Here is a 24,473-nt window from a genome sequence, read left to right on the forward strand (position 1 = left end):
TTTAATTCTCCCGCCACGAGTTTGCTCACATTTTGTTAGCTTTAGTCAATGGTGGGGGAATTCCTATAAATCAGCCTTCCAAACCAATAAAAATCGCCAACAATAACGGAGCGGCTAAATTCACAATAAACCCAAAACTAATGGCAAGTGGCACAATTTGAATACCGCCTGATTTTTGAATAATTGGGAGCATACAGTCAAGAGAGGTTGCTCCGCCAATGCCAACTGCGGTTGAAGGGAATTGTCGCATAAAGAGCGGCACTAAAAACAGGCATAAAATTTCACGAGAAATATCATTAAAAAAAGCAATACTGCCGTAAATCGGACCCCAAGCATCGTTCACCAGCACACTTGAAAGGGAATACCAACCGAAAGCAGAAGCAAAGGTTAAGCCTTTAGCAAGTGAAATATTGAGTAAAAATGAGGCAATTATGCCACCAATTAGCGAGCTTGCAATCATCACAATTGAAGTGTAAATGCCCCGTTTGTTAAAGAATACTTCTCGCAATGGAATACCGCTATTGCGAAGCTGAATACCCACCCCGAAAATCATCACTTCTAACACATAAGTGCTGGCGTGCAGAGGGAAATTCACAGAGCCTTTAGTGTAATAGCCAATAATGCCGCCTAATAAGGTTACGCCGATTAATTTAAAGGAATCAATGAGTAAATGCAGACGAGAAGGGAGTTCGTCTTGGCTGATTTGCTCTCTTTTCATTGGTTGTAATCTGTCGTAAATCACTAAACCTGCAATGTTTGAGAGAAGCAAAATAGCAACTAAACTAAACGCCATTCCGCCGATTTGTGGCAACTCGGTTAAGATGTTGTCAATTTGCCCGAGCGAAATCCCCATCACCAACAAAATCAGGTAAAGGCAGATGTTCACGACTTTATTGACAATCGCCATATAGCGGTGGTTTTTAACGGTGATTAGATAACCAAGAAAAAGGGGAATTAGCACAATGGCTAAACCGTAGAGCATTTTTTATCCTTTTTTAATATTGATTTAATCTTGAAATTTTAACAATAAGGGCATAAAATAAAACTGTTTTTATATACAGTTATTTTATTGCAAGCGGTGTGATTGTTGGGGAATTTTGCAAATGTCGAATCAAAGCAAAAGTCAGCGGAAAATTATCCATATTGATATGGATTGTTTTTATGCTGCGGTGGAAATGCGAGAAGATCCGTCTTTGCTCGGCAAGCCGGTGGCGGTGGGCGGCAGTGCAAATCAACGTGGTGTGCTGACAACTTGCAATTATGAAGCCCGAAAATTTGGCTTACACAGTGCGATGGCAACCGCAACCGCTTTGAAAAAATGCCCTAATTTAATTTTATTACCGGTCAATATGCCGTTGTATAAAGCGGTTTCCGCTCAAATTCACCAAATTTTTCACCGCTATACAGATATTATCGAAGCCCTTTCCCTTGATGAAGCCTATTTAGATGTGAGCGATTGCGAACTTTATTCGGGCTCGGCTACTTGGATTGCTAAAGCCATTCGCGATGATATTTGGAGAGAACTACGTTTAACTGCTTCAGCCGGTGTAGCACCGCTTAAATTTTTAGCTAAAATTGCTTCAGACCAGAATAAGCCAAACGGGCAGTTTGTCATTGCACCTGATGAAGTGCAAAATTTTGTGAAAAATCTACCGCTTGCAAAAATCCCCGGGGTGGGGAAAGTAACAAATGAAAAGCTAAAAAAATTAGGGCTGGAAACCTGTGGCGATATTCAACAAGCTGAGCAAGCTATGATTTATCGTGAATTCGGTAAATTTGGGCAACGGCTTTGGGATTTTAGCCACGGTATTGATGAGAGAGTAATTGAAACTAATCGCCCGAGAAAGTCGCTTGCTGTTGAAAATACTTTGTTGGAAGATATTTGGCAGATTGAAGTGGCAGAAAAAATCATTGAAGATTTATTTGAAAAATTGCTGTTTCGCATTCAGCGAAATTGGGGTGACATTCCTTTAACCGATTTTAAAAAACTAGGTATTAAATTAAAATTTGATGATTTCAGCCAAACTACTCTAGAGAGAACGACAGAAGGGTTAAGTTATGAGCGGTTTTTGAAATTGTTACACCAAATTTTTAGTAGGCGGAATGAACGAAAGATTCGGTTAGTAGGTCTAAGTGTTCACTTTCCTGAGAAAAAAGTAAATAATCAGTTAAATTTGTGGGAATAATGTAAATTATTACTTGAATTTACTGATGAAAACACCATTATAGTCTAGGCGATTGTGCATTTGTTATTTTTGGAGATTTACAACATTATGGCAAAACGTGTCATTCTATTTTTATTAACTAACTTAGCGATTACCTTTGTTTTAGGGATCGTGTTAAATATTATTTTTAATGTGACCGGCATTCAAGGGCAGAGTGTTGCCGGGATTTTAGTACTTTCTCTAGTATTTGGTTTTGCGGGATCATTAATTTCTCTGTTTATGTCAAAATCAATGGCATTACGTTCGGTGGGAGCAGAAGTGATTCAACAGCCGCGTAATGAAGCTGAGCAATGGTTATTTAATACTGTTCAGCGTCAATCTCAGCAAGCGAATATTCCGATGCCGGATATTGCGATTTATCACTCTGCAGATGTTAATGCATTTGCAACCGGGGCAACAAAGAGCAATTCGTTAGTAGCCGTAAGTACAGGTTTACTTAATTCAATGACGAAAGATGAAGCAGAAGCAGTTGTTGCACATGAAGTGGCTCACATTGCCAATGGCGATATGGTAACAATGACCTTATTACAAGGCGTGTTAAATACCTTTGTGATTTTCTTGGCTCGCATAATTTCAACTGCAGCGGCAACTACTCGTGACAGTAATGGTAACTCAAGCACGAATACATTAGTCTTCTGGGTGGTAGATATTGTGTTACAGATGGTATTCGGTGTATTAGCGACAATGATTGCAATGTGGTTCTCTCGTCAGCGTGAATTCCGTGCTGATGCCGGATCAGCTCAATTAGTGGGTAAAGAAAAAATGATTGCCGCATTACAACGTTTACAACGCGTTCATGAACCGCAGGAAATGCAAGGGTCTTTAGCTGCCTTTATGATTAACGGTGTTCGTGGTAAAGAACTTTTTATGAGCCATCCACCACTTGAAAAACGTATTGAAGCGTTAAGAAATCTATAATTTATAAGCTCACAGGCGGTTTGATTTTGTAAAAATTTTGCAAATCAAACCGTTTTTTATTGCCGTTATGATGCATATTGTAGAATAGGATAGAGCGTTGCCAGCAGAAACAGATAACGAAGCAGTTTTCCCATCATAATCAAAATCAAGCTTTGCCAAAAGTTAAACTTCAACCAGCCGGCGATACCACAAAATAGATCTCCTATAACCGGCAGCCAACTAAACAACAACACCCAAACGCCATATTTCTTGCTTTTTTCTAACGCCCAATTTAGATAACGATGTTGTTTCGGTTGAGGTAATAATCTTCCCATTGCATAAGTAATCAGACTGCCTAAACTATTGCCGAGAGTGGCAACGGTGGTTAAGAAAATGAGTGAAGTGGAGTGAAAGCCGCTGTTTGCAATAATATCTTGGCTGGCAAGAGTGGTGAAAATAATTTCCGAGTTACCGGGTAAGATGCTTGAGCTAAGCAAGCCGCTAAAGAACATTGTGAGCAGCTGATTTTCACCGGAAAAGAATAAACTGAAAAAAGAAGTAAGATATTCTGTCATTATTTTATGATCGATTTGTTATAAAAATGTTTTTGTAAATTTGATTAAATGTTGCGCCTTAAAGGGATTTTGTTCTATATCAAAAAAAGGGATGGAAATACCTCTGATTAAGCAAGATTTCTATTTTAAGATGGAATGAAGAGATCTATAATTCTTTCAAAATATAGACGTTTTTCAATTCACATTTTTAAGGTTAGCTGATGTTTTCTCCTGTTGAAATGGCAAAAATTGCTGAAGATGGTGCAGTTTATAAAGCAACAAAAAATCAATTCTACTCCTTTCTTTCCGCCATCACAGCAGGTGGTTTCATTGCAATTGCATTTGTATTTTATACTACTACGCAAGTCGGTGCGAGCCAAATGCCTTGGGGCATTGCTAAATTAATCGGTGGTTTAGTGTTCTCTCTCGGTGTGATTATGTGCGTAGTATTTGGTTCGGAGTTATTTACTTCTTCTACACTTACTATCGTGGCTAAAGCGAGTAACCGCATTAGCTGGGCGCAGATGTTTAAAAACTGGGTAGTGGTCTATTTCGGCAACTTTATCGGCGCAATTTCTATTGTATTGCTGGTTTGGTTTAGCGGTCAGATTATGGCTGCCAAAGGGCAGTGGGGCTTAACTATTTTAAATACGGCTCAGCATAAAATTCACCACGAATGGTTTGAGGCGTTTTGCCTTGGTATTTTCTGTAACATTATGGTTTGTATTGCCGTGTGGATGTCTTATGCCGGCAAAAGTTTAACCGATAAAGCCTTTATTATGATGCTGCCGATTGCTATGTTTGTGGCATCGGGGTTTGAACACTGTGTGGCAAATATGTTTATGATTCCAATGGGAATTTTAATTCAGAGCTTTGGCAGCCCTGAGTTTTGGACAGCCATTAATGTGGATCCGATCCAATTTGCCGATTTGGATATTCAACATTTTGTTATTAAGAATCTCATTCCGGCCACACTTGGTAATATTGTCGGTGGTGTGTTTTTCATCGGTCTCATGCAGTGGTTCTTATATATTAGAAAACATTAGCAAAAGATTCCAACAAGCGGTTATTTTTAGCAAAAAATTTGCAATTTCCAACCGCTTGTAACCCTAATTATTAACTTAAAGAGGACTTAATATGACTCAATTAACAGACGCTCAACAAAAAGCGTGGGAAGGGTTTGCCGGTGGTGATTGGCAAACTGAAGTAAATGTACGTGATTTTATCCAAAAAAACTATACTCCGTATGAAGGTGATGAGTCTTTCTTAGCGGAGGTAACACCTGCTACCAGCAAATTGTGGGCGGATGTGATGGAGATGATCAAAGTGGAAAACAAAACCCACGAACCGTATGACATTGATTGTGATACACCATCTACCATTACTTCACATGCACCGGGCTATATCAACAAAGATTTAGAGAAAATTGTAGGACTTCAAACTGATGCCCCGTTAAAACGTGCGATTATGCCATTTGGCGGTATCAATATGGTAAAAGGTTCATGTAAAGTTTACCGTCGTGAACTAAAACCTGAAGTAGAGCAAATTTTTACCGAATACCGTAAAACCCATAACCAAGGGGTGTTTGATGTTTATACACCGGATATTTTACGTTGCCGTAAATCGGGTGTAATTACCGGCTTACCGGATGCTTATGGTCGTGGTCGTATTATTGGGGACTACCGCCGTATGGCACTTTACGGTGCAGATTTCTTAATGAAAGACAAACAACGTCAGTTTGCTTCATTACAATCTCGTTTAGAAGCCGGTGAAGATATTCAAGCAACTATTCAATTGCGTGAAGAAATTGCTGAGCAACATCGTGCTTTAGGCAAAATGAAAGAGATGGCGGCAAGCTACGGTTTTGATATTTCAGGCCCTGCAACTAATGCACAAGAAGCGGTGCAATGGACATATTTTGCTTACCTTGCAGCGGTGAAATCACAAAATGGTGCAGCGATGTCTTTCGGTCGTGTGTCTTCATTCTTAGATATTTACATTGAGCGTGATTTAAAAGCCGGCAAAATTACCGAGCAAGAAGCACAAGAATTAATTGACCACTTAGTAATGAAATTACGTATGGTGCGTTTCTTACGTACACCGGAATACGATCAATTATTCTCAGGCGACCCAATGTGGGCAACCGAAACTTTAGCCGGTATGGGCTTAGATGGTCGGACTTTAGTGACGAAAAACAGCTTCCGTATTTTACATACCCTTTACACAATGGGACCATCGCCGGAGCCAAATTTAACTATTCTTTGGTCTGAGCAATTACCGGAAGGCTTTAAACGCTATTGTGCAAAAGTTTCTATTGATACCTCATCAGTACAATATGAAAATGACGACTTAATGCGTCCGGATTTCCAAAATGATGACTATGCAATTGCTTGCTGCGTATCACCTATGATCGTGGGTAAAATGATGCAATTCTTCGGTGCACGTGCGAACTTAGCGAAAACCTTGTTATACGCAATCAATGGTGGTGTGGATGAAAAATCAGGTGACCAAGTAGGGCCGAAAACTGCGCCAATTACCAGCGAATACTTAGATTACGATGATGTCATGAACCGTTTAGACGGCTTTATGGATTGGTTAGCAACGCAATATGTGACAGCGTTAAACATCATCCACTTTATGCACGATAAATATGCGTATGAAGCAGCATTAATGGCACTACATGACCGTGATGTATTCCGCACAATGGCGTGTGGTATTGCAGGGCTTTCTGTTGCGGCAGACTCACTTTCAGCAATTAAATATGCGAAAGTAAAACCAATTCGTAGCGATATTGAAATTAAAAATAAAGCAGGCGAAGTGGTTGGTGTAGCGAAAAATGTAGCAACCGACTTTGAAATTGAGGGTGAATATCCACAATTCGGTAACAATGATAACCGTGTAGATGATATTGCTTGCGACTTAGTTGAACGCTTTATGAAGAAAATTCAAAAGCTTAAAACATACCGTAACGCAACACCAACACAATCAGTACTTACTATTACTTCTAACGTGGTATATGGTAAGAAAACAGGTAATACACCGGACGGTCGTCGCTCAGGTGCGCCATTCGGACCGGGTGCAAACCCAATGCACGGACGTGACCAAAAAGGTGCAGTAGCTTCATTGACGTCTGTGGCGAAACTGCCGTTTGCTTACGCGAAAGATGGTATTTCTTATACCTTCTCAATCGTACCAAATGCGTTAGGTAAAGATATTGATGCCCAAAAACGCAACCTTGCAGGCTTAATGGATGGTTACTTCCACCATGAATCTACTGTGGAAGGTGGTCAACACTTAAATGTGAACGTATTGAACCGTGAAACATTACTTGATGCAGTAGAGAATCCGGAAAAATACCCACAATTAACCATTCGTGTATCAGGTTATGCGGTGCGTTTTAACTCTTTAACTAAAGAGCAACAAATGGACGTAATTACCCGTACCTTTACTGAATGTATGTAATAGAAATTTGTAAAATTTCTAACAAAATCGACCGCTTGTAGCAGTTTATGCCGCAAGCGGTTTTTTCTTTTGTGATCTCGCTCGAAAAAATGATGATTCATTTACACAGTCTTATAAATATTGTTTATAATTACAGTGTTTTATATGGGAGAAAGAGATGCCTAAGCAGGATTTAATACGTTCCTCTGTGGCGGAATACCTCACTTTTATTACCGCCACCGGCGAGAGCCAAGTTGATGCCATTTATGCCGATGAAAATGTATGGCTCAGCCAAAAAATGATGGCGGTGTTGTATGATGTTGAACGCCATACCATTAACTATCATCTTAAAAAAATCTTTACAGATAAAGAGTTAGCTGAAAATTCAGTTATTCGAAATTTTCGAATAACTGCCGAAGACGGTAAACACTATAATTCGTTTCATTACAACCTCTCGGCGATTATTGCCGTTGGCTATAAAGTCAATTCTGAACGTGCCGTGCAGTTTCGCAAATGGGCGACTGAAATTGTACAGAGCTTTGCTATTAAAGGCTTTGCGATGGACGATGAACGGCTGAAAAATGACGGCACGATTTTAGGCAAAAAATACTTTGAAGAACAGCTTGCCCGTATTCGGGAAATTCGATTATCTGAACGTAAGTTTTACCAAAAAATCACCGACATTTATGCAACCGCTGTGGACTACGACAGTACCGCCACTGCCACCAAACGCTTTTTTGCTACAGTACAAAATAAATTGCACTGGGCAATTCACGGACACACTGCCGCCGAGTTGATTATGGCACGGGCCAACGCCGAAAAACCGAATATGGGGCTAACGAATTGGAAAGACGCTCCACAAGGCAAAATTTACCCCTTTGATGTAGTAGTTGCCAAAAATTATCTGTCTGACAATGAGCTGGCACAATTACAACGGCTAGTATCGGCTTATCTAGATATGGCAGAAGATATGGCAGAACGCCAAATTCCAATGACAATGCAAGATTGGGAAACCCGATTAAACCGCTTTCTCGCAGCAACTGACCGTGAAATTTTACAAGATGCCGGCAAAGTAACCGCTGAAATTGCTCGTTCTTTTGCATTAAGTGAGTTTGAAAAATACCGAGTGAAACAAGATCTCACCTACGAAAGCGATTTTGATTTGCTAGTGAAAGAGATGGCTGCCAAATACCACGCCGGCTAATTTTGCAAATTTTTACGGAAAACTAACCGCTTGCAAGCGGTTGAAATGGGTTTAAGAAATTTGATTTTTTTGCTGATTGTATGGAGGGCTTTGATTGGAATAGTGATGAAGCCAACCGCTATTGGCAGGAGTTAACCCAAACGCAAAAATCACTCTTAGTTGATTTTCTGAAAGAGATCAAAAAATAGAATAGGATTTCTCTCTTTAGTCAAGCGTAGTTGCTTTATTTATTTCTGCGAAAAACCTAAAATTTTGCTACAATTTATCAAAATTTTTTGAGGGTTGAGGTGAGCAAATGTCTGTTGTTGGACGTATCCATTCTTATGAATCTTGTGGCACGGTGGATGGACCCGGGATTCGTTTTATTCTTTTCTTACAAGGCTGCTTGATGCGTTGTAAATATTGCCATAATCGGGATACTTGGGATTTGGACGGTGGCAAAGAAATTACGGTTGAAGAGCTGATGAAAGAGGTTACCACTTACAAGCATTTTATGAAGGCGACCGGTGGTGGCGTGACGGCTTCCGGTGGGGAAGCGGTGTTGCAAATGGAATTTGTGCGGGATTGGTTTAGAGCTTGTAAAGCAGAAGGCATTAATACTTGTTTGGATACCAATGGTTTTGTGCGTAATTACAGCCCTGTAGTAGATGAAATGCTGGAAGTTACCGACTTAGTTTTGCTGGATTTAAAGCAACTTAATGATGAAATCCACCAAGATTTGGTGGGGGTATCGAATAAACGTACCTTGGATTTCGCTCGCTATCTGCAAAAAATGAATAAGCCGACTTGGATTCGCTATGTAGTGGTGCCGGGTTATACGGACGATGATGATTCCGCCCACCGCTTAGGGCAGTTTATTCAAGGTATGGATAATATCGAAAAAGTAGAGCTTCTGCCTTACCACCGATTAGGGGCACACAAATGGGAAACCTTAGGCTATAAATATGAGTTAGAAGGCGTAATGCCTCCACCGAAAGAAAAGCTGGAACACTTGCAGAATATTATTGAAAGTTACGGCCATAGTGTGAAATTCTAAAGACAAGCGGTCATATTTTGTGATTTTTTTGCAAAAAATTATTGAAATATGACCGCTTGTTTTCTTTTCTATCAAACTTTGTGTATTATCTGGTAACAAATTATTAATTTTGACCCTATAAGTAAGGAAAAAATAATGTCTAACCCTCTTTTAAATTACACAGGCTTGCCTGCTTTCTCACAAATTAAACCTGAACATATCAAACCGGCGGTAGAGGCCGTTATCAAAGAATGCCGTGAAACCGTAGAAACGGTGGCGAAAATTGAAAATCCGACTTGGGAGAATTTCTATATGCCACAAGCAATGGCGGGCGATAAATTCTCTCGTGCGTGGTTGCCTGTCGGGCATTTAAATGCAGTGAAAAATTCTCCTGAATTGCGTGAGGCTTATCAAGCTTGCTTGCCGTTATTATCTGAATACAGCACTTGGGCAGGGCAACACCAAGGATTGTATCAAGGTTATGTAAAGCTTAAAAATAGCCCTGAGTTTGAAACCTATTCGGTTGCACAGAAAAAAGCGATTGAGAATAGCCTGAAAGATTTTGAACTATCGGGGATTTCTTTGCCGGCGGATAAACAAAAACGCTATGGTGAAATTTCGGCTCGTTTATCTGAACTTAGCTCGCAATTTAGCAATAATGTGCTAGATGCCACAATGGGCTGGGATATTGTGATTACTGATGAATCACAGCTAAAAGGTTTACCGGAATCGGCATTAGAGGCAGCAAAATTATCTGCTGAAAGCAAAGGCAAAAAAGGCTATCGTTTTACGCTTGAGTTCCCAAGCTATTTGCCTGTGATGACTTATTGTGAAAACAAAGCGTTACGTGAGGAAATGTACCGTGCTTTTGTTACTCGAGCCTCCGACCAAGGCCCGAATAGCGGCAAATGGGATAACAGCCCGATCATTGATGAAATCTTAAAATTACGCCACGAAAACGCACAATTACTTGGTTTTAAAACTTATGCTGATTATTCTCTTGCCACTAAAATGGCGGAAAATCCGCAACAAGTGTTGGATTTCTTAAACGATTTGGCTACTCGCTCAAAAGCACAGGGCAAAAACGAATTATGTGAATTGAAAAAGTTCACCAAAGAACACTTTGGCGTAGAGCATTTGGATTTATGGGATATCACCTTCTATAGTGAAAAACAAAAGCAAGCGTTATTCTCAATTAACGATGAAGAACTTCGTCCATACTTCCCGGAAAACCGTGTGCTTTCAGGCTTATTTGAAGTGATGAAACGTGTTTTCGGAATGCGAGTGGAAGAGCAGCAAGGCGTAGATGTTTGGCATAAAGATGTGCGTTTTTTCAATATTTTTGATAAAAATGACCGCTTGCGTGGCTCATTCTACCTTGATTTATACGCTCGTGAAAACAAACGCGGCGGAGCGTGGATGGATGATTGCATCAACCAAAAACGTTTGGCAGATGGCTCATTACAAAAACCGGTCGCTTATTTAACCTGTAACTTCAACAAGCCGATTGGCGATAAGCCGGCGTTATTCACTCATGATGAGGTAACGACCTTATTCCACGAATTTGGACATGGTATTCACCATATGCTGACTGAAATTGAGGTGGGCGATGTTGCCGGCATTAACGGTGTACCTTGGGATGCAGTAGAATTACCAAGCCAGTTCTTAGAAAACTGGTGCTGGGAAGAAGAGGCTCTTGCCTTCATTTCCGGCCATTACGAAACAGGCGAGCCGCTACCAAAAGCAAAATTAGAGCAATTATTAGCGGCGAAAAACTTCCAAGCAGCGATGTTTGTATTACGCCAATTAGAATTCGGCTTATTTGATTTCCGCCTACACACCGAATACGACCCAACAAAACAAGGGCAAGTGTTGGCATTGTTGAAAGAAGTGAAAGAGAAAGTCGCAGTTGCCAAAGGTGTAGATTGGGCAAGAACGCCACACAGCTTCTCGCATATTTTTGCCGGTGGTTATGCAGCAGGCTACTATAGCTACTTATGGGCGGAAGTGCTGTCAGCCGATGCTTATTCACGCTTTGAAGAAGAAGGGATCTTTAATGCTCAAACGGGGCAATCTTTCTTAGACAACATTCTCACCCGTGGCGGTTCAGAAGAGCCAATGGTGCTATTTGAGCGCTTCCGTGGGAGAAAACCAACCCTTGATGCTTTACTCAGACATAAAGGGATTTCAGGTAATTAATACAGCGGAATATAGCATAGAATAATATTCAGATAAGCCTCCATTAATTGTAATAAATGGAGGCTTTATTATGGTTGACAATAAATTAATCATTTACTTCAAATAAAGTATAAATAGTTTATTCTCTATGTTAAAATTTTGCGACTCAGTATTAGGATATAATTATATGAAACGCTATTCATTACTTTTATGGACTCTTTTCCCTAAGTTAGTGGTTGCAGCACCTCAATTAGACCCTTATTTAAATCAAATTGATGCAACTCAGCAACAACCCAAACCCAGCAACAAAAAGAGCAAGAACGACAATTTACCCCTTCTGCCGATGTGCGTACAGATTTAACTCAAGATAGTCTATTTTTATCAAATCACGAATCTCCTTGTTACCCTATTCACCAAATTACCATAACCGATTACGCTAGCCCCTCCCAAACCAGTCAATTCCAATGGGCATTTGAAAAAGCTGCCAAATCACTCCGTTTGACATTACCACACTGTTTTGGTGGTGAAGGTTTAGGTATATTGATGAAGCAGGTGCAAAATGAAATTATCGGTCGTGGCTATGTGACCACTCGAGTGGTGACTCAAGAGCAAGATTTGCGTGGCGGAAAGTTAGCATTAACAGTGATTCCCGGTAAGGTTCGTAATACGCTAGTTGCAGACAGCGGTGTTGTTCCTCGATTCACACCATTACACGCTTTTACAGCTTTAACCTTTGAGTCGGGTGATTTACTGAATGTTCGGGATATTGAACAATCGTTAGAAAACTTAAAACGCGTGCCGACAGTTGACGCGAATATTGAGATTTTACCGAGCGAAAGTGATAAAGCTGAAGTGGGTGAAAGTGATTTAAAAATCAGTTACAACCAAGCTTTTCCATTTCGTCTGAATTTAGGCTTAGATGATGCAGGTTCCACTTCAACGGGGAAATGGCAAGCCAGCGGCACACTTTCTATTGATAATATTTTTTCTGCAAACGACCTTTTCTATACTTCTTTTACTCACTCCATTAAACAAAAAGGCGATGATAACGGCAAGCGTGCCAGCAAAAATTTCTCTCTTTACTATTCGATTCCGTTTGGCTATTGGCAGCTAGCCTTTTCCCACACCCAAAATCGTTATCACCAAGAAGTATTTGGGGCTTTCGATAAAAGCTACATGTATGCAGGTGAAAGTGATACTGATAAGTTAACCCTTTCTTACTTGATTTACCGAGACAGCACACGCAAAACCGGTATTTCCGGTTCGCTTTGGTCTCGTCAATCTCAAAACTATATTGACGGTGGTGAAGTTGAGGTACAAAAGCGTCGAATGGCAGGTTGGGAAGTCGGTTTTAACCATAAAGAATACTTTCCGGCGGCAACTTTAGAGTTTTCTGCAAGCTTCAAGCGTGGTACTGCTGCTCGAGGTTCCTTATCTGCTCCTGAAGAGCTTTATGGCGAAGGCACATCTCGTCCGAAAATCATTACAGCCGGCGTGAGCTTAACCAAACCGTTTCAATGGGAAAATCAATCTTGGCAGTGGCAAAGTAGTTTGAATGCTCAGTGGAACAAAACCCCATTGATTCCGCAAGACCGTTTTTCGATTGGCAGCCGTTATACGGTACGAGGCTTTGATGGTGAACTCTCACTTTCCGGTGAGCGTGGCTGGAACTGGCGAAATGAACTGGTTTGGCAGTTTAGACCAACGCACGCTTTTTATTGGGCGGTTGATGGTGGACGGGTATCCGGCTGGTCTACGGAAAATCAGCTGGGACATCACCTAATGGGGACGGCGATTGGTTTACGCGGTAGTGTAAAAGGGTTTAGTTATGATGTTTTTATGGGCAGACCGATGCGTAAACCGGAAGGTTTTAGAACCTCTGATGCCGTTGCTGGTTTTAATATCGGCTACAATTTTTAATTTATTTTTCGGGCAAGCCAAATTTTGGCAAAGATTTAAGGATTAAAGTATGAACAAACAATATTTCCGAGTCATTTTCAGCAAAACATTACAACGTTTAGTTGTCGTTTCTGAATTAGCCAAATCTGAAGGGAAATCAACAGAATCCTCTCCAAGCGGTCAGATTTTGCAAAAAATTTGCAAGATAAGACCGCTTGTATTTAGTTTGTTCTACGCTTTGGGCTTTGTCACTTTTTCGCAGAATGCCTTTGCGGAAAATTTAATTATTCAAGCTGACAGCTCAGCCTCGAAAAATCAGCAGCCGATTATCTTACAAACCGCAAACGGTTTACCTCAAGTCAATATCCAAACTCCGAACGATAAAGGGCTTTCTCACAACAAATACAGCCAATTTGATGTTGCCGAGAAAGGGGCAATTCTCAACAACAGCCGTACAACTACCCAAACCCAACAAGCAGGATTAGTGCAGGGCAACCCTTATTTAGCTCGCGGTGAAGCGAAGGTGATTTTAAACGAAGTCAATTCCAACAAACCTTCTGTAATGAAAGGCTATGTGGAGGTTGCAGGGAAAAAAGCCGATGTGATTATCGCCAACCCAAGCGGCTTGCATTGCGAAGGCTGTGGGATTATTAATTCCGACCGAGCGACTTTTACTACCGGCAAACCGGAAATCAAAAACGGGCAGGTGGACAACTTCAAAATAGAGGCGGGAAAAGTAAAAGTCAGTGGTAAAGGGCTGGACAACAGCCGTGTGGACTACACCGAAATTCTTGCCCGAGAAGCTGAGGTGAATGCCGGAATTTGGTCGAAAAAAGAGACAAAGGTGATTACTGGTAAAAACACCATCAAGCGGTCGGAAACGGACAAAAATTTGCAAATTATTAATACAAAACAACCGCTTGCAAATGAAGACAAACCACAGGTGGCAATTGATGTGGGTGAACTAGGCGGCATGTATTCGGGCAAAATCCACCTCATCGGCACGGAAAAGGGTGTGGGGGTACGCAATACAGGACATATTGGCGCGAGTAGTGAAACGCTACAAATCGACAGCCAAGGGCGAATTGTGAATACCGGCACGCTCAATGCAGCCAAACCGGTGACATTAACCGCAAGCCAAGGGATTGAAAATAAAGGGAAAATTGAGAATAAGCAGGGGGATATTCAGCTCACTTCAAAATCAGACATTCAAAACAGCGGCTCGATGGTTGCTCGTGGCGGCAATATTCAGCAAAAAGCGGAGACTCAAATTCACCAAAGTGGTGAGGCGGTAGCGAAGGGAAATATTCGTTATACTGCAAAAAATATAGAAGCAACGAAGGATTCTTTAATTGCCGCGGGGGTAAATATCCAAGATGGTAAGCAAGGTGGAGCCCGACAATTAGAAGAAAAATCTGCACAAGGAAAATCCGTTCACCTTGTCAGTCAAGGAAAAATTACCGCTCAGGGGAAAAATATTGCCTCAGGCAAAATCACGATTTCTGCCACAGAAATTGACGCTAACCTAATCCAAAATAATGCATATACAATTGAATATACGGCGAAATCAGGCGATATTCAGGCAGATAATGCGCGTTTAACGGCAGAACAAATCCATTTAACTACGCCAAACTTACTTTCCACACAAGGCAGTTTTTTAACAGCGAACGTGATAAATACATCACAAAAATCCTTAAATGCCCAAAATGCAGTGTGGAAACAAACGGGTGAGCAGGATTTTCGTTTAACCGGAGAGAGGATTAATACCCAAGGTAGCGAGTTTAGCACGCAGGGTAATTTTTTCATTAATGCTAAGCAATTAGACAATCAACAAGGCACACTAAGTAGTGGAAAATCGCTTTATTTGGATTTAAAAGGCCATTTAAATTCGGCTGATGGAAAATTATTTGCGGGAGAAAATCTAAGAATCAATAGCCAAAATTTAAATAATGATAGTGGTTTAATTTATGCTAAACAAAAAATAGGTATAGCGGTTAAAAATGGATTAGTGAGTAATAAGAATACAAACTCAACCTCAACCTATAAAGGCATTATTGCAGGCAAGGAGCTATTATTAGAAAGTCAGACACTTGATAATACAAAAGGTCAAATAACAAGTGAAAATATTCGTTTAATGACTTCTCAAATAAATAATGAAGAAGGGGCTATTCGTGCTGAGCATAATGTAGATATTCATGCAGATATATTGTTAAACCACAAAGGAATACTTTCTTCGGCTCAAAAAGCGAATTTAACGGTGAGCGAAATTAACCAGCAAAAAGGGATTATTGAGGCTCAACATTTACAATTAAATTCAAATAACCTTGCTTCCACAGAAAATAGTCTTATTTTTGCAGAGCAACTTAATCTTACCACCAAGGGCGAATTGAATAATCAAAATAGCCGTATTGTGGCGAAAAAAGGGGCTTATGTAACAACAGGTGGTAATGTAACTAATATTGGCGGAGTTATTGGTAGCAAAACTGCGGATTTACAGTTAAATACTCATAATCATCAGATCAATAATACAGCAGGTAAAATTGTTGCGGCTCAACAATTGAATTTACAAAGTAGTTCATTATTAAATGAGCAAGGTTTTATTACGGCTAATAATATTCGCTTAGATACGAATAATGGCTCGTTAAATAATCAAAATACCCTTACCGGAAAAAAAGATAAAGGTATTATTGCTCGGCAAAATTTAGCATTAAATACAAAAGTGCTAGATAACCAGATGGGTAATGTCCTCAGCTTTAATACAGCTCAGCTCAATACAAGTGAAATCATCAATAATAGCGGGCAAATTCGTATTAGCGGTAATCTTGATATTCAATCGAAAAACTTATCGCAAAAAAATGGATTGATTACAGCAGACAAAACAACGCTTACTTTGTCGGAACTTAATTCAAGCCAAAATAGCGAAATTAGTGCCAATGAAATTACTCTCAATGCCGATAAAGTCGCTAATCAAAATAGCCGTTTACAAGCAAATAAATCATTTACATTAGAGGCTAAACAAGGCATTACTAACCGGAATGGGATTATTGCCAGCAAAACAGACTCTCTTACAATTAATACCCACCAATCAACGCTGGATAATGCCAATGGCACACTGTTTGCTAACCAAGTATTAAACATTCAAAGCGGTAAGCTAGATAACCGAGCAGGCTTAATTTCGGCAAAACAGACAGAAATTAATACACAGCAAAACCAAATTGATAACCGTAATACGCAAGCTGAAAATAAAGGGATTATCGGCTTAGATAAACTTTCTCTAAATCATCTTTCCGTGCTTAATAACGAACAAGGCTTTATCCATTCAAATAAACAATTGGCGGTTTCGGCTACTTCTAACATTAATAACCAACAAGGCATTTTAAATAGTAAAGAGAATTTAACGCTTAATGCCGAACAAATTGATAATAAAGCCGGCACAATCAGTGCGAAAACAGCGGAAGTGAATGCGAAAGCGATTGATAATAACGCAGTCAGTGATGTTGGTTCGTTGATTTTAGGCACAACTCAGCTTGTGTTAAATGTAGAGCAGTTAGCTAACCAAAACACAAAAAGAAAACACACCGATAAAGCCCCGACACAAGGTATTCAAGCAGGGCAATTAACGCTAAATAGCAATATGCTCTCCAATCAACAAGGTGGTGTTTATGTTGCTGATGTTGCAATGATAACGGTTAATCAAACCCTCAATAATTTACAGGGCGAATTGCTTTCAGATAATGAATTAACCATAAAAGATAATGGCAATTTAAGCCTTAACAATCAAGAAGGTTTAATTCAAGCAAAAAATCGCATTAACTTAACAGCAAAAACGTTAGAAAATGAAGGCTCAATTAAAACGGAAGGAGATTTAACCGTTCGTTTAAAAGATAGCTTTACTTTAAATAACACCTTTGAGGTTGGGAATGATCTCGATTTTAGTACGCGAGGCGATTTTACCAATAATGTTGCTTTATTGATTGGTAATCGTGCAACCCTCTCTGCAAATCAAATTATCAATACTGCAAGCGGTGAAATTTCCTCAAAAAACAGCAAATTAACGGCGAAAGAGATAACCAATAGAGGCTTGATTGATGGCGAGAAAACATTACTAAATGCAAGTAAAATTAAAAATATTGGAACAGGAAGGATTTATGGTGATCATCTGTCATTAAAAGGACAGAACATCAATAATATTGCGGAAGTAGCAAATGGCAAAAGTCATGCTGCAACAATCGCTGCACGAAAAAGATTGGATTTTGGTGTAGGGACTTTAACGAATAGAGATCACTCGCTTATTCTGAGCTTAGGTGAAATGGCGATTGGTGGTGATTTAGATAGTGAAGGTTCTGCAATTGGTAAAGCAGATTTTGTTGATAATGGTAGTGCGACAATTGAAGTACTAGGAAATGTTCAACTAGGCATAAAAGAGGCTATAAATCAGGATATACATTTGAAGGAAAGCTTTGAAGAGAGTGAGAAAAAACATCTAAATTATATGCGTGAATATACCGATGCAAACGGTAAAACAACACGAACAGACTGGTTTAGACATGGGGTTGATGGTATTTATCATCGTTATAACGGGCATAAAAGCGGACATACCAGATTTATATTTTTTGATAGAAATAAACAAGATCCAAATGCTTATTCTAATGGTAGTCAAGACTTTTGGTTTGAACAAGATTATTTACGCAAGACAAAAACGCCTACTTATTATGATGCCTCTCCTGCTAAGTTTTTAGTTGGTGGTATATTATCTATTGATGGTGAAGAGAAAATGTTAAATAAATATAGCCATATTTTAGTAGGCGACAGGCTTATTTTAAATGGCAAGCATTTTACTGAGAATGAATATAATAAATCATTAATAGGGAATGGTTTTTCTCTAGTTAATCAAGATTTGGAAAGAAAAATCATACATTATGATTTAGGAAAAGAAACCATTTATAAATTTGAACGAAGACCAACAAAAAGAAAATGGCGTCATAAAAACTTTCGTGAACCAATGGGTGATAGAGACATAGATGAATATTCTTATGAGGACATTAATTTTAATTTAATACAAAACGTTATAGGAATAAGTCCACAATATACTGGTAATAAAATTGGTGAAAAAGTCGAAGCCAACAACGTTTCCCTAGACACCATCAGCATTACAGGGGATAACATCGACTCAAAAGGCAGTACGGTAAATATTACACTGACGCCAACGCTTAACGATAAAGATAAAAACACAATCGTTAATTCAGGGCAAGTTATCGGTAAATTAGATACCACTATTGATAATTTTGATCCCGATAAATTTGGTGAGTTGACGTTACCGACAATTAAAACCCATTTAGCGGACGTGACGTTACCACAGGCGAGTTTATACAAAATCAACCCGGATGCAACAAACGGCTATCTGGTCGAAACCGACCCTAAATTTACCGACCGCAAACAGTGGCTGAGTTCAGACTATATGTTTGAACAGCTTCGCCACAACCATGATAACGTGCATAAACGCTTGGGCGATGGGTTCTATGAGCAACGTTTAATCAACGAACAAATCAACCAACTCACCGGTCGCCGATTTATACAAGGCTATGCTAATGATTTAGAGCAATACAAAGCCTTAATGAATAGCGGAGTGAAATACGCCAAACAATTTGACCTTGCAGTGGGTGTTGGCTTAACGGCTAAACAGATGTCGGAACTCACGACTGATATGGTGTGGCTGGTAAACAAAGAAGTCACCCTTATTGATGGGAGAAAAGTCACCGCCCTTGTGCCACAGGTTTATCTCGTTGCTCGCAATAGTGACATTACCTCTCGAGGCGCAGTGATTTCGGCGAATCAAATTATCGGCAGTGCGGATAAAGTGGAAAACAGCGGGGTAATTGCCGGCTTGGATTTAACCCGCCTACATAGCAATCAGCTGGAAAACCGAGGGGTAATGTTAGGGAATACGGTAGACCTATCCGTTACGCAGAATCTCATTAACTTAGGCGGTAAGATTGAGGCGGTGAAAGATTTATCCCTTTATGCCGGAAAAAATCTTGAAATCAGCTCTACCCTATCATCGAGCCAAAGTACGGATGGCAATTTTGCCCGCACGGTGTTAGACCAACTCGCTTCGGTAAAAGTCACCGGTGAAGGCGGACGTTTAGCTTTACACAGTGATGATAACCTCACGATAAAAGCCGCTAATATTGAAAGCGAAGGCACATTAACAGCCAGTGCAGACAAGACATTGAACATCACGACACTGAATGTCAGTAACAAAGAACATTACAACGGCAATGCAGATAACTACTATCGTTTAGACCAACAAGGTGAAATTGGCTCTACCCTGAGAGGTAAAGACGGTGTTCGCCTAGTCGGAATGGAAAATGCTACGTTTCGCCAAGCGACAGTGAGCAGCGAAAACGGGGACACTTTCATCGGCTCAAAAGGCGACGTGCGTATTGAATCAGGCGTGCAATCCGAACAATTAGCCAGCAGTTCGAAAGGCAGTACCAAAGGCTGGTTTAGTAAAACGACGGAAACCCGCCGGCACTATCATAATACCACTGAAAATATCCGCAGTGAGGTAGATGGCAAGAACGTAACAATCTACTCGGAAACCGGCAAAGTGGATATTCACGGCTCTGCGGTGGTTGCCGATAAACAGTTACTGATTGACGGCAAAGCCGGTGTCAATATCACCTCTGCGACTAATACGCACTATACCGAAGAGGAACACATTAAAACGAAAAGCGGTTTAATGGGGACGGGCGGTATTGGCTTTAGTGTGGGCAAGAAGAAAGAACAGATTGAACAAGACCACACCCAACAAAGTGCAGCTCGTAGCCAAGTGGGGAATTTATCGGGCGATACGATAATCCGTACAGACGGGCATTACCAACAAACCGGCAGTATCGTGACTTCTCGAGACGGCGATGTAGATATTACAGCGAAGTCTGCCAATATTACTGCTGCTCGTTCAGATTATGAAAGCAACTATAAACGAACTTATGAACAAAAAGGCGTCACGATTGCGGTGAATATTCCTGTGGTACAAGCGATACAAGCGGTCGATTCTGCGGTGAAATCTGCAAAAACTGTGGGAGATAGTAAAAATAACCGCATTAATGCAATGGCTGCAGCAAATACAGGGTTTGAGGCAATGCGAGCGGTGGATCAAATAATGAAAATAGATGAAGCCATCTCAAACGGCTCACTGACAGGCGGTGCTGTAGGGGTTAGTTTGACTTACGGACAGCAAAAATCGGTACAAACGCAACACAGCGAGGGTAATACGGCGGAAAAAAGTCAAATTAATGCAGGAGGTAAAGTGAATATTCAAACGGCAGGATCAGGTAAAGATTCACATATCACTATTGCCGGCTCGGATGTTGCCGGTTTAGGCGGTACGCATTTAAAAGCGGACGGCAAAGTCAGTATTGAAGCAGCAGACGAAAACCATCTCGAACGCAGTAAAAATAAATCGAGCGGTTTTAATGTGGGCGTTGCGATCCAATTCGGTAATGGGGTATCGGCAGGGATAACCGCAGGCGGAAACGTGGCCAAAGGCTACGGTAATGGTGAAAGTCAGGCTTGGTTGGCAAGCCAAGTGGGCGATAAAAACAGCAAAACTACGATAGAAAGCGGAAGTGATACCAATATTATCGGCTCACAAGTGAGAGGTAAACGGGTTGAACTTACGGCAGAACACTTGAATATCCAAAGTTTGCAAGACACCGCAAAATATGAGGGCAAACAAGAAAGTGCTTCTGCACAAGTTACGGTGGGTTATGGTTTTTCAGCTAGCGGTAGTTACAATAATTCCAAAGCCTACTCAAATTATGCGAATGTGAAAACACAAGCAGGGATATTTGCTGGAGATGATGGCTATGATGTCGATATTCGTAACCATACCGATTTAAAAGGCGGAACAATCACTTCCACAGAACAAGCGGAACAAGACGGAAAAAATCGATTTACAACGAATACACTGACTTATCAGGATATTTATAATCATTCGGATTATTCGGCAAAAGGCTTTGGCTTGAATGGTGGTTTTAGTGTGAGCGGCGGTGAAGCCCCGAAAGAAATAGCTGGGGTGAAATTACAACAAATTGGAGAAAATCACAAAGATGGCTCATCAAAAGTCGAGATGAGTGGTGTTGCCGGTGCTGCTTCACAAGGCAACAGGGGCGTTGCAAAACTGGCAACGGCACTCTTAGGGCAAGCAAGTGATAAAGGCAGCGAAGACGGTATTACAACGGCTTCAATTAACACAAAAAACATCATCATTCGAGATAAGCAAGCTCAACAGCAATTAACCGGAAAAACAGCGGGGGAAACGGTAAAAGAAATTAATAAAGCGAATATTCATCAGGAAGTAAATAAAGCGGATATTGAACAAATAAAAGCTGATGTCGAGAGAGATTTAAAAACGGCAACGGATTTTGTGGAAAATCTTCACGAAAGGGGTGACGAAATTTATTACAAAATGGAAAAAAATGAGGATTCCGTATTTTCCGTTCAAAAGAAAACTGAAGATTGTAATCATATCAGTTGCTTAGATTTCAAGGCTGATAATTCACAAGAATTAAAACAGATTATTTACGGTGATGAAATTTTAACGGATGAGCAGGCTCAATTACTGAGTAAAGTTGCTACTGCGGGAATGCTGAATCTGGAACGAGAAGACAAAGTATCTAGTGCAATTTTATACGATAGGGATTTGACCTCAATTGACGAAACAGCGGTGATTTTAAATCGAGGTAGTGCTGGTGTTGTTAATGAAGTTATTTTTACAGGCTTCGAACGTTTGAGGGCTTGGGCAAATATGCCAAGTGTATTTGGAGCCTCAAATGCGACAAGGGATCACGCTCAAATCAATAAGAAATTGGAAGAGTATAATGCACATAGAATATCTGAAGGAAAATCATCAGTCTCTGCTAATAACGTAGCTCACAGTTTGGGTGTCTCGGGCAATAAAAATATGCTGAATTGGTCGGAGTATGTCGGAAATGAATATAAGAACACGAAGATTAATTTCTCGCATTTAGGCGGTTCATATCCGTCTGCTGAAATAGACAAACAAGCGAAAGAGCTATTTAGCGGTGTGAATACGGAATATCATGGTGCAAAAGGTGATTTTGTATATTCAGGAATAGGAGGTTGGTTTATAGGAAATAATCCGAATGCTAGACAAGTAGAGGGATTAGGATTTGGTCAAGCTCATTCAGAGGCTAATCAGAATATTAATAATTTGAAGTATATTTATAAACTAGAGGAGAATGGAAATAAAGAAAAGAAATGGGCAGATGTTTATGAAATGTTAAAAAATACTTATCCTAATGGTATTAGAAAATTCAACAAACTCTCGGAGAAAGAATAAAATGAAAGTATTATTGTTTTTATTGTGTTCTATTTCTATGGCAAGTTGTTCATCCATTATTTCATTATATCCAAGTTATTCTTCAATTATTCCAAAATCTGAAGACCAATGGGAGCATTTAGACACTAAAGAAAATGTCAGCTTTGAACTTTATAATGAGTGTTATTATGAAGGAAGAAAACAAGTTATAAAGACTAAGGGCTTGGAGGATGATGAAAATTTATATCCATATAGATATGAAGTTGGATTATATCATGGGAAATGTTTACGAAAAAAAGGGTTTGTATTTAAATCACAGTTATTTTCTAAGTATTGTTATCATTATTCCAATGAGGTTGAATGTGAAGCATACAAAAAATACAAGAAATAAATATTGTTTAATTATATTTTTATTAATAAAGGTTTCTTAAATATGGATAATTTGGAAGTGCCAAAAAAAAAGAAAAAGCTGAAAAGTTAGCAAGAATGTATGCCCACGGTATTATGAATAAAAATGATGATGACCGTTTGCAAGGGGCTATTCAATATGGAGGTGAAGATTATTTAGAAAATGATGTATTGGTGGTCAGAAAACCTTATACCTCAGTGCAATCCGAATTGACCTACATAGTATTTGAACGCTTAAGAGCAGGTTTAGATATGCCGAGCATATTTGGTGCTTCAAATGCCAGCAGAAAGCAAGTGAAAGTCTGGGGATTATTGGAAGAATACAACCGAAATAACCCGACTGAGCGGGTGGATTTAAAACACTTATCACATAGCTTGGGAGTCTCAAGCAGTAAAAATGCGATGAATTGGGCTGCTTATAAGGGAATGCAGTTCGATAATACGACATTAAATGCTAATACGGTGGGAACATCTTACCCGATGACCAATAATACTATTGGAGGAAGATTATCTTTTGGTTTGTATGATCAAGGTTATACAGAGAAAGCAGCTTCCCTATTTAGAGATGGAAACGTGGAGTATGCGGTAGCACCTAGAGATATTGTCGGCACAGGAGTGCAGTTACTTTGGATTCCGGGGAAATTTAGTTTAGGGATTGGTAATACTAACACAACGGGCAGCAATACAACGGGTATCCCATTATGGGGGATTTTTGCAGGAGATCATACTAAGGCTTATTATAAGGATGAGAGAGTAATTAACTTCTTAAATACTGATAAGGATGGGATTAACAGAGAAAATATTGATAAAATCAAAGATTATCAAAAAAACACTTGGGGGCAAATTGGTCCAAAAACAAAGGTAATTGAATTCAATAATAAAAAATTACTGAATAATGAAGAAGGAGATAAATAATGAAAAAGTTATTCATCATATTTCCTTTGATAATATCAGGATGTTACTTAGCTAACGGTTCACCTGCGCAATATAAATTTTGGATAAAACCTCAAGCAAGTGTGGAAGAACAGAAAAATGATTGGGCTTTCTGTAGAAAACAATCAAATGATAACTTATCAAAAGCTGATAAAGATTTATTAAAGGAAGGAGATACAAATTGGGAAAATCTTTATCGTAGGAAACAAGATTATGAACGTTATTCTTATCTGATAAGAAAAGAAGGTGCTTATTTTAGAGATTGTATATATCAGCTTGGTTATAAATTTAAAGCTCCTATATATTGGTGTTTAGCACAGGATGGAGATAATACTAAGACTTGTATGGAAAATATGAAATATAGGAATTAGAA

13 protein-coding genes and 1 pseudogene are annotated in these 24,473 nt (G+C 39.7%); 12 read left to right on the plus strand and 2 right to left on the minus strand.

Annotated features, from left to right (window positions below):
• Window positions 1-70: 70 nt before the first annotated feature.
• On the minus strand, window positions 71-982 hold the full coding sequence (locus tag A6B41_RS02535) for a LysO family transporter (RefSeq protein WP_027075077.1): 912 nt from the start codon (window positions 980-982) through the stop codon (window positions 71-73).
• Between the two features lie 121 nt (window positions 983-1,103).
• Between A6B41_RS02535 and dinB the strand changes: the two genes are divergently transcribed.
• Both dinB and htpX read left to right on the plus strand, forming a co-directional pair.
• A complete protein-coding gene (gene dinB, locus A6B41_RS02540) occupies window positions 1,104-2,186 on the plus strand; it encodes a DNA polymerase IV (protein WP_027075078.1) in 1,083 nt (360 codons plus the stop codon).
• A gap of 87 nt (window positions 2,187-2,273) precedes the next feature.
• Window positions 2,274-3,143, plus strand: coding sequence for a protease HtpX (gene htpX / locus A6B41_RS02545; protein ID WP_027075079.1), 870 nt, complete (start codon window positions 2,274-2,276; stop codon window positions 3,141-3,143).
• Between the two features lie 65 nt (window positions 3,144-3,208).
• On the opposite strand, the gene A6B41_RS02550 is transcribed toward htpX, so the two are convergent.
• On the minus strand, window positions 3,209-3,697 hold the full coding sequence (locus tag A6B41_RS02550; RefSeq protein WP_027075080.1) for a YqaA family protein: 489 nt from the start codon (window positions 3,695-3,697) through the stop codon (window positions 3,209-3,211).
• Window positions 3,698-3,897: 200 nt separating this feature from the next.
• Here A6B41_RS02550 and focA point away from each other — a divergent pair, with 200 nt between their 5' ends.
• The 10 genes and pseudogenes from focA (at window position 3,898) to A6B41_RS02600 (ending at window position 24,471) form a co-directional block, all read left to right on the plus strand.
• Window positions 3,898-4,722 carry a formate transporter FocA gene (gene focA / locus A6B41_RS02555; protein ID WP_027075081.1) on the plus strand — a complete coding sequence of 275 codons (825 nt, stop codon included), beginning with the start codon at window positions 3,898-3,900 and terminating at the stop codon, window positions 4,720-4,722.
• A gap of 91 nt (window positions 4,723-4,813) precedes the next feature.
• Complete coding sequence (gene pflB / locus A6B41_RS02560; RefSeq protein ID WP_027075082.1) at window positions 4,814-7,138, plus strand: formate C-acetyltransferase; 2,325 nt, start codon at window positions 4,814-4,816, stop codon at window positions 7,136-7,138.
• Window positions 7,139-7,295: 157 nt separating this feature from the next.
• Window positions 7,296-8,321 (plus strand): virulence RhuM family protein, encoded by a 1,026-nt coding sequence (locus A6B41_RS02565; protein ID WP_027075083.1) that lies wholly within the window; start codon window positions 7,296-7,298, stop codon window positions 8,319-8,321.
• Window positions 8,322-8,616: 295 nt separating this feature from the next.
• Window positions 8,617-9,357: a pyruvate formate lyase 1-activating protein gene (pflA, locus tag A6B41_RS02570; RefSeq protein WP_027075084.1), complete on the plus strand. Its 741-nt coding sequence runs from the start codon at window positions 8,617-8,619 to the stop codon at window positions 9,355-9,357.
• 135 nt (window positions 9,358-9,492) lie between these two features.
• Window positions 9,493-11,535, plus strand: coding sequence for an oligopeptidase A (prlC, locus tag A6B41_RS02575; protein WP_027075085.1), 2,043 nt, complete (start codon window positions 9,493-9,495; stop codon window positions 11,533-11,535).
• A gap of 166 nt (window positions 11,536-11,701) precedes the next feature.
• A pseudogene (locus A6B41_RS02580) lies at window positions 11,702-13,434 on the plus strand (ShlB/FhaC/HecB family hemolysin secretion/activation protein).
• Between the two features lie 49 nt (window positions 13,435-13,483).
• Window positions 13,484-22,780 (plus strand): two-partner secretion domain-containing protein, encoded by a 9,297-nt coding sequence (locus tag A6B41_RS02585; RefSeq protein WP_050436814.1) that lies wholly within the window; start codon window positions 13,484-13,486, stop codon window positions 22,778-22,780.
• A gap of 1 nt (window position 22,781) precedes the next feature.
• Entirely contained in the window at window positions 22,782-23,150 is a 369-nt protein-coding gene (locus tag A6B41_RS02590) for a hypothetical protein (protein WP_027075086.1), read from the plus strand.
• Between the two features lie 113 nt (window positions 23,151-23,263).
• Window positions 23,264-24,082, plus strand: coding sequence for a hypothetical protein (locus tag A6B41_RS02595; RefSeq protein ID WP_156930233.1), 819 nt, complete (start codon window positions 23,264-23,266; stop codon window positions 24,080-24,082).
• Entirely contained in the window at window positions 24,082-24,471 is a 390-nt protein-coding gene (locus A6B41_RS02600) for a hypothetical protein (protein ID WP_027075088.1), read from the plus strand. Before A6B41_RS02595 ends, A6B41_RS02600 begins: the two co-directional genes overlap by 1 nt.
• Window positions 24,472-24,473: the final 2 nt, after the last annotated feature.

Origin of the sequence: Mannheimia granulomatis (genome assembly GCF_013377255.1) — a bacterium.
Lineage (GTDB): Bacteria > Pseudomonadota > Gammaproteobacteria > Enterobacterales > Pasteurellaceae > Mannheimia > Mannheimia granulomatis.

Bases quoted from the DNA above. Each gene is read 5' to 3' on its own strand.
- A6B41_RS02565 (WP_027075083.1), top strand. From the start codon at position 7,296: ATGCCTAAGCAGGATTTAATACGTTCCTCTGTGGCGGAATACCTCACT.
- htpX (WP_027075079.1), top strand. From the start codon at position 2,274: ATGGCAAAACGTGTCATTCTATTTTTATTAACTAACTTAGCGATTACC.
- A6B41_RS02550 (WP_027075080.1), bottom strand. From the start codon at position 3,697: ATGACAGAATATCTTACTTCTTTTTTCAGTTTATTCTTTTCCGGTGAA.
- A6B41_RS02600 (WP_027075088.1), top strand. From the start codon at position 24,082: ATGAAAAAGTTATTCATCATATTTCCTTTGATAATATCAGGATGTTAC.
- pflB (WP_027075082.1), top strand. From the start codon at position 4,814: ATGACTCAATTAACAGACGCTCAACAAAAAGCGTGGGAAGGGTTTGCC.
- A6B41_RS02595 (WP_156930233.1), top strand. From the start codon at position 23,264: ATGAATAAAAATGATGATGACCGTTTGCAAGGGGCTATTCAATATGGA.
- pflA (WP_027075084.1), top strand. From the start codon at position 8,617: ATGTCTGTTGTTGGACGTATCCATTCTTATGAATCTTGTGGCACGGTG.
- A6B41_RS02535 (WP_027075077.1), bottom strand. From the start codon at position 982: ATGCTCTACGGTTTAGCCATTGTGCTAATTCCCCTTTTTCTTGGTTAT.
- A6B41_RS02585 (WP_050436814.1), top strand. From the start codon at position 13,484: ATGAACAAACAATATTTCCGAGTCATTTTCAGCAAAACATTACAACGT.
- A6B41_RS02590 (WP_027075086.1), top strand. From the start codon at position 22,782: ATGAAAGTATTATTGTTTTTATTGTGTTCTATTTCTATGGCAAGTTGT.
- focA (WP_027075081.1), top strand. From the start codon at position 3,898: ATGTTTTCTCCTGTTGAAATGGCAAAAATTGCTGAAGATGGTGCAGTT.
- prlC (WP_027075085.1), top strand. From the start codon at position 9,493: ATGTCTAACCCTCTTTTAAATTACACAGGCTTGCCTGCTTTCTCACAA.
- dinB (WP_027075078.1), top strand. From the start codon at position 1,104: ATGTCGAATCAAAGCAAAAGTCAGCGGAAAATTATCCATATTGATATG.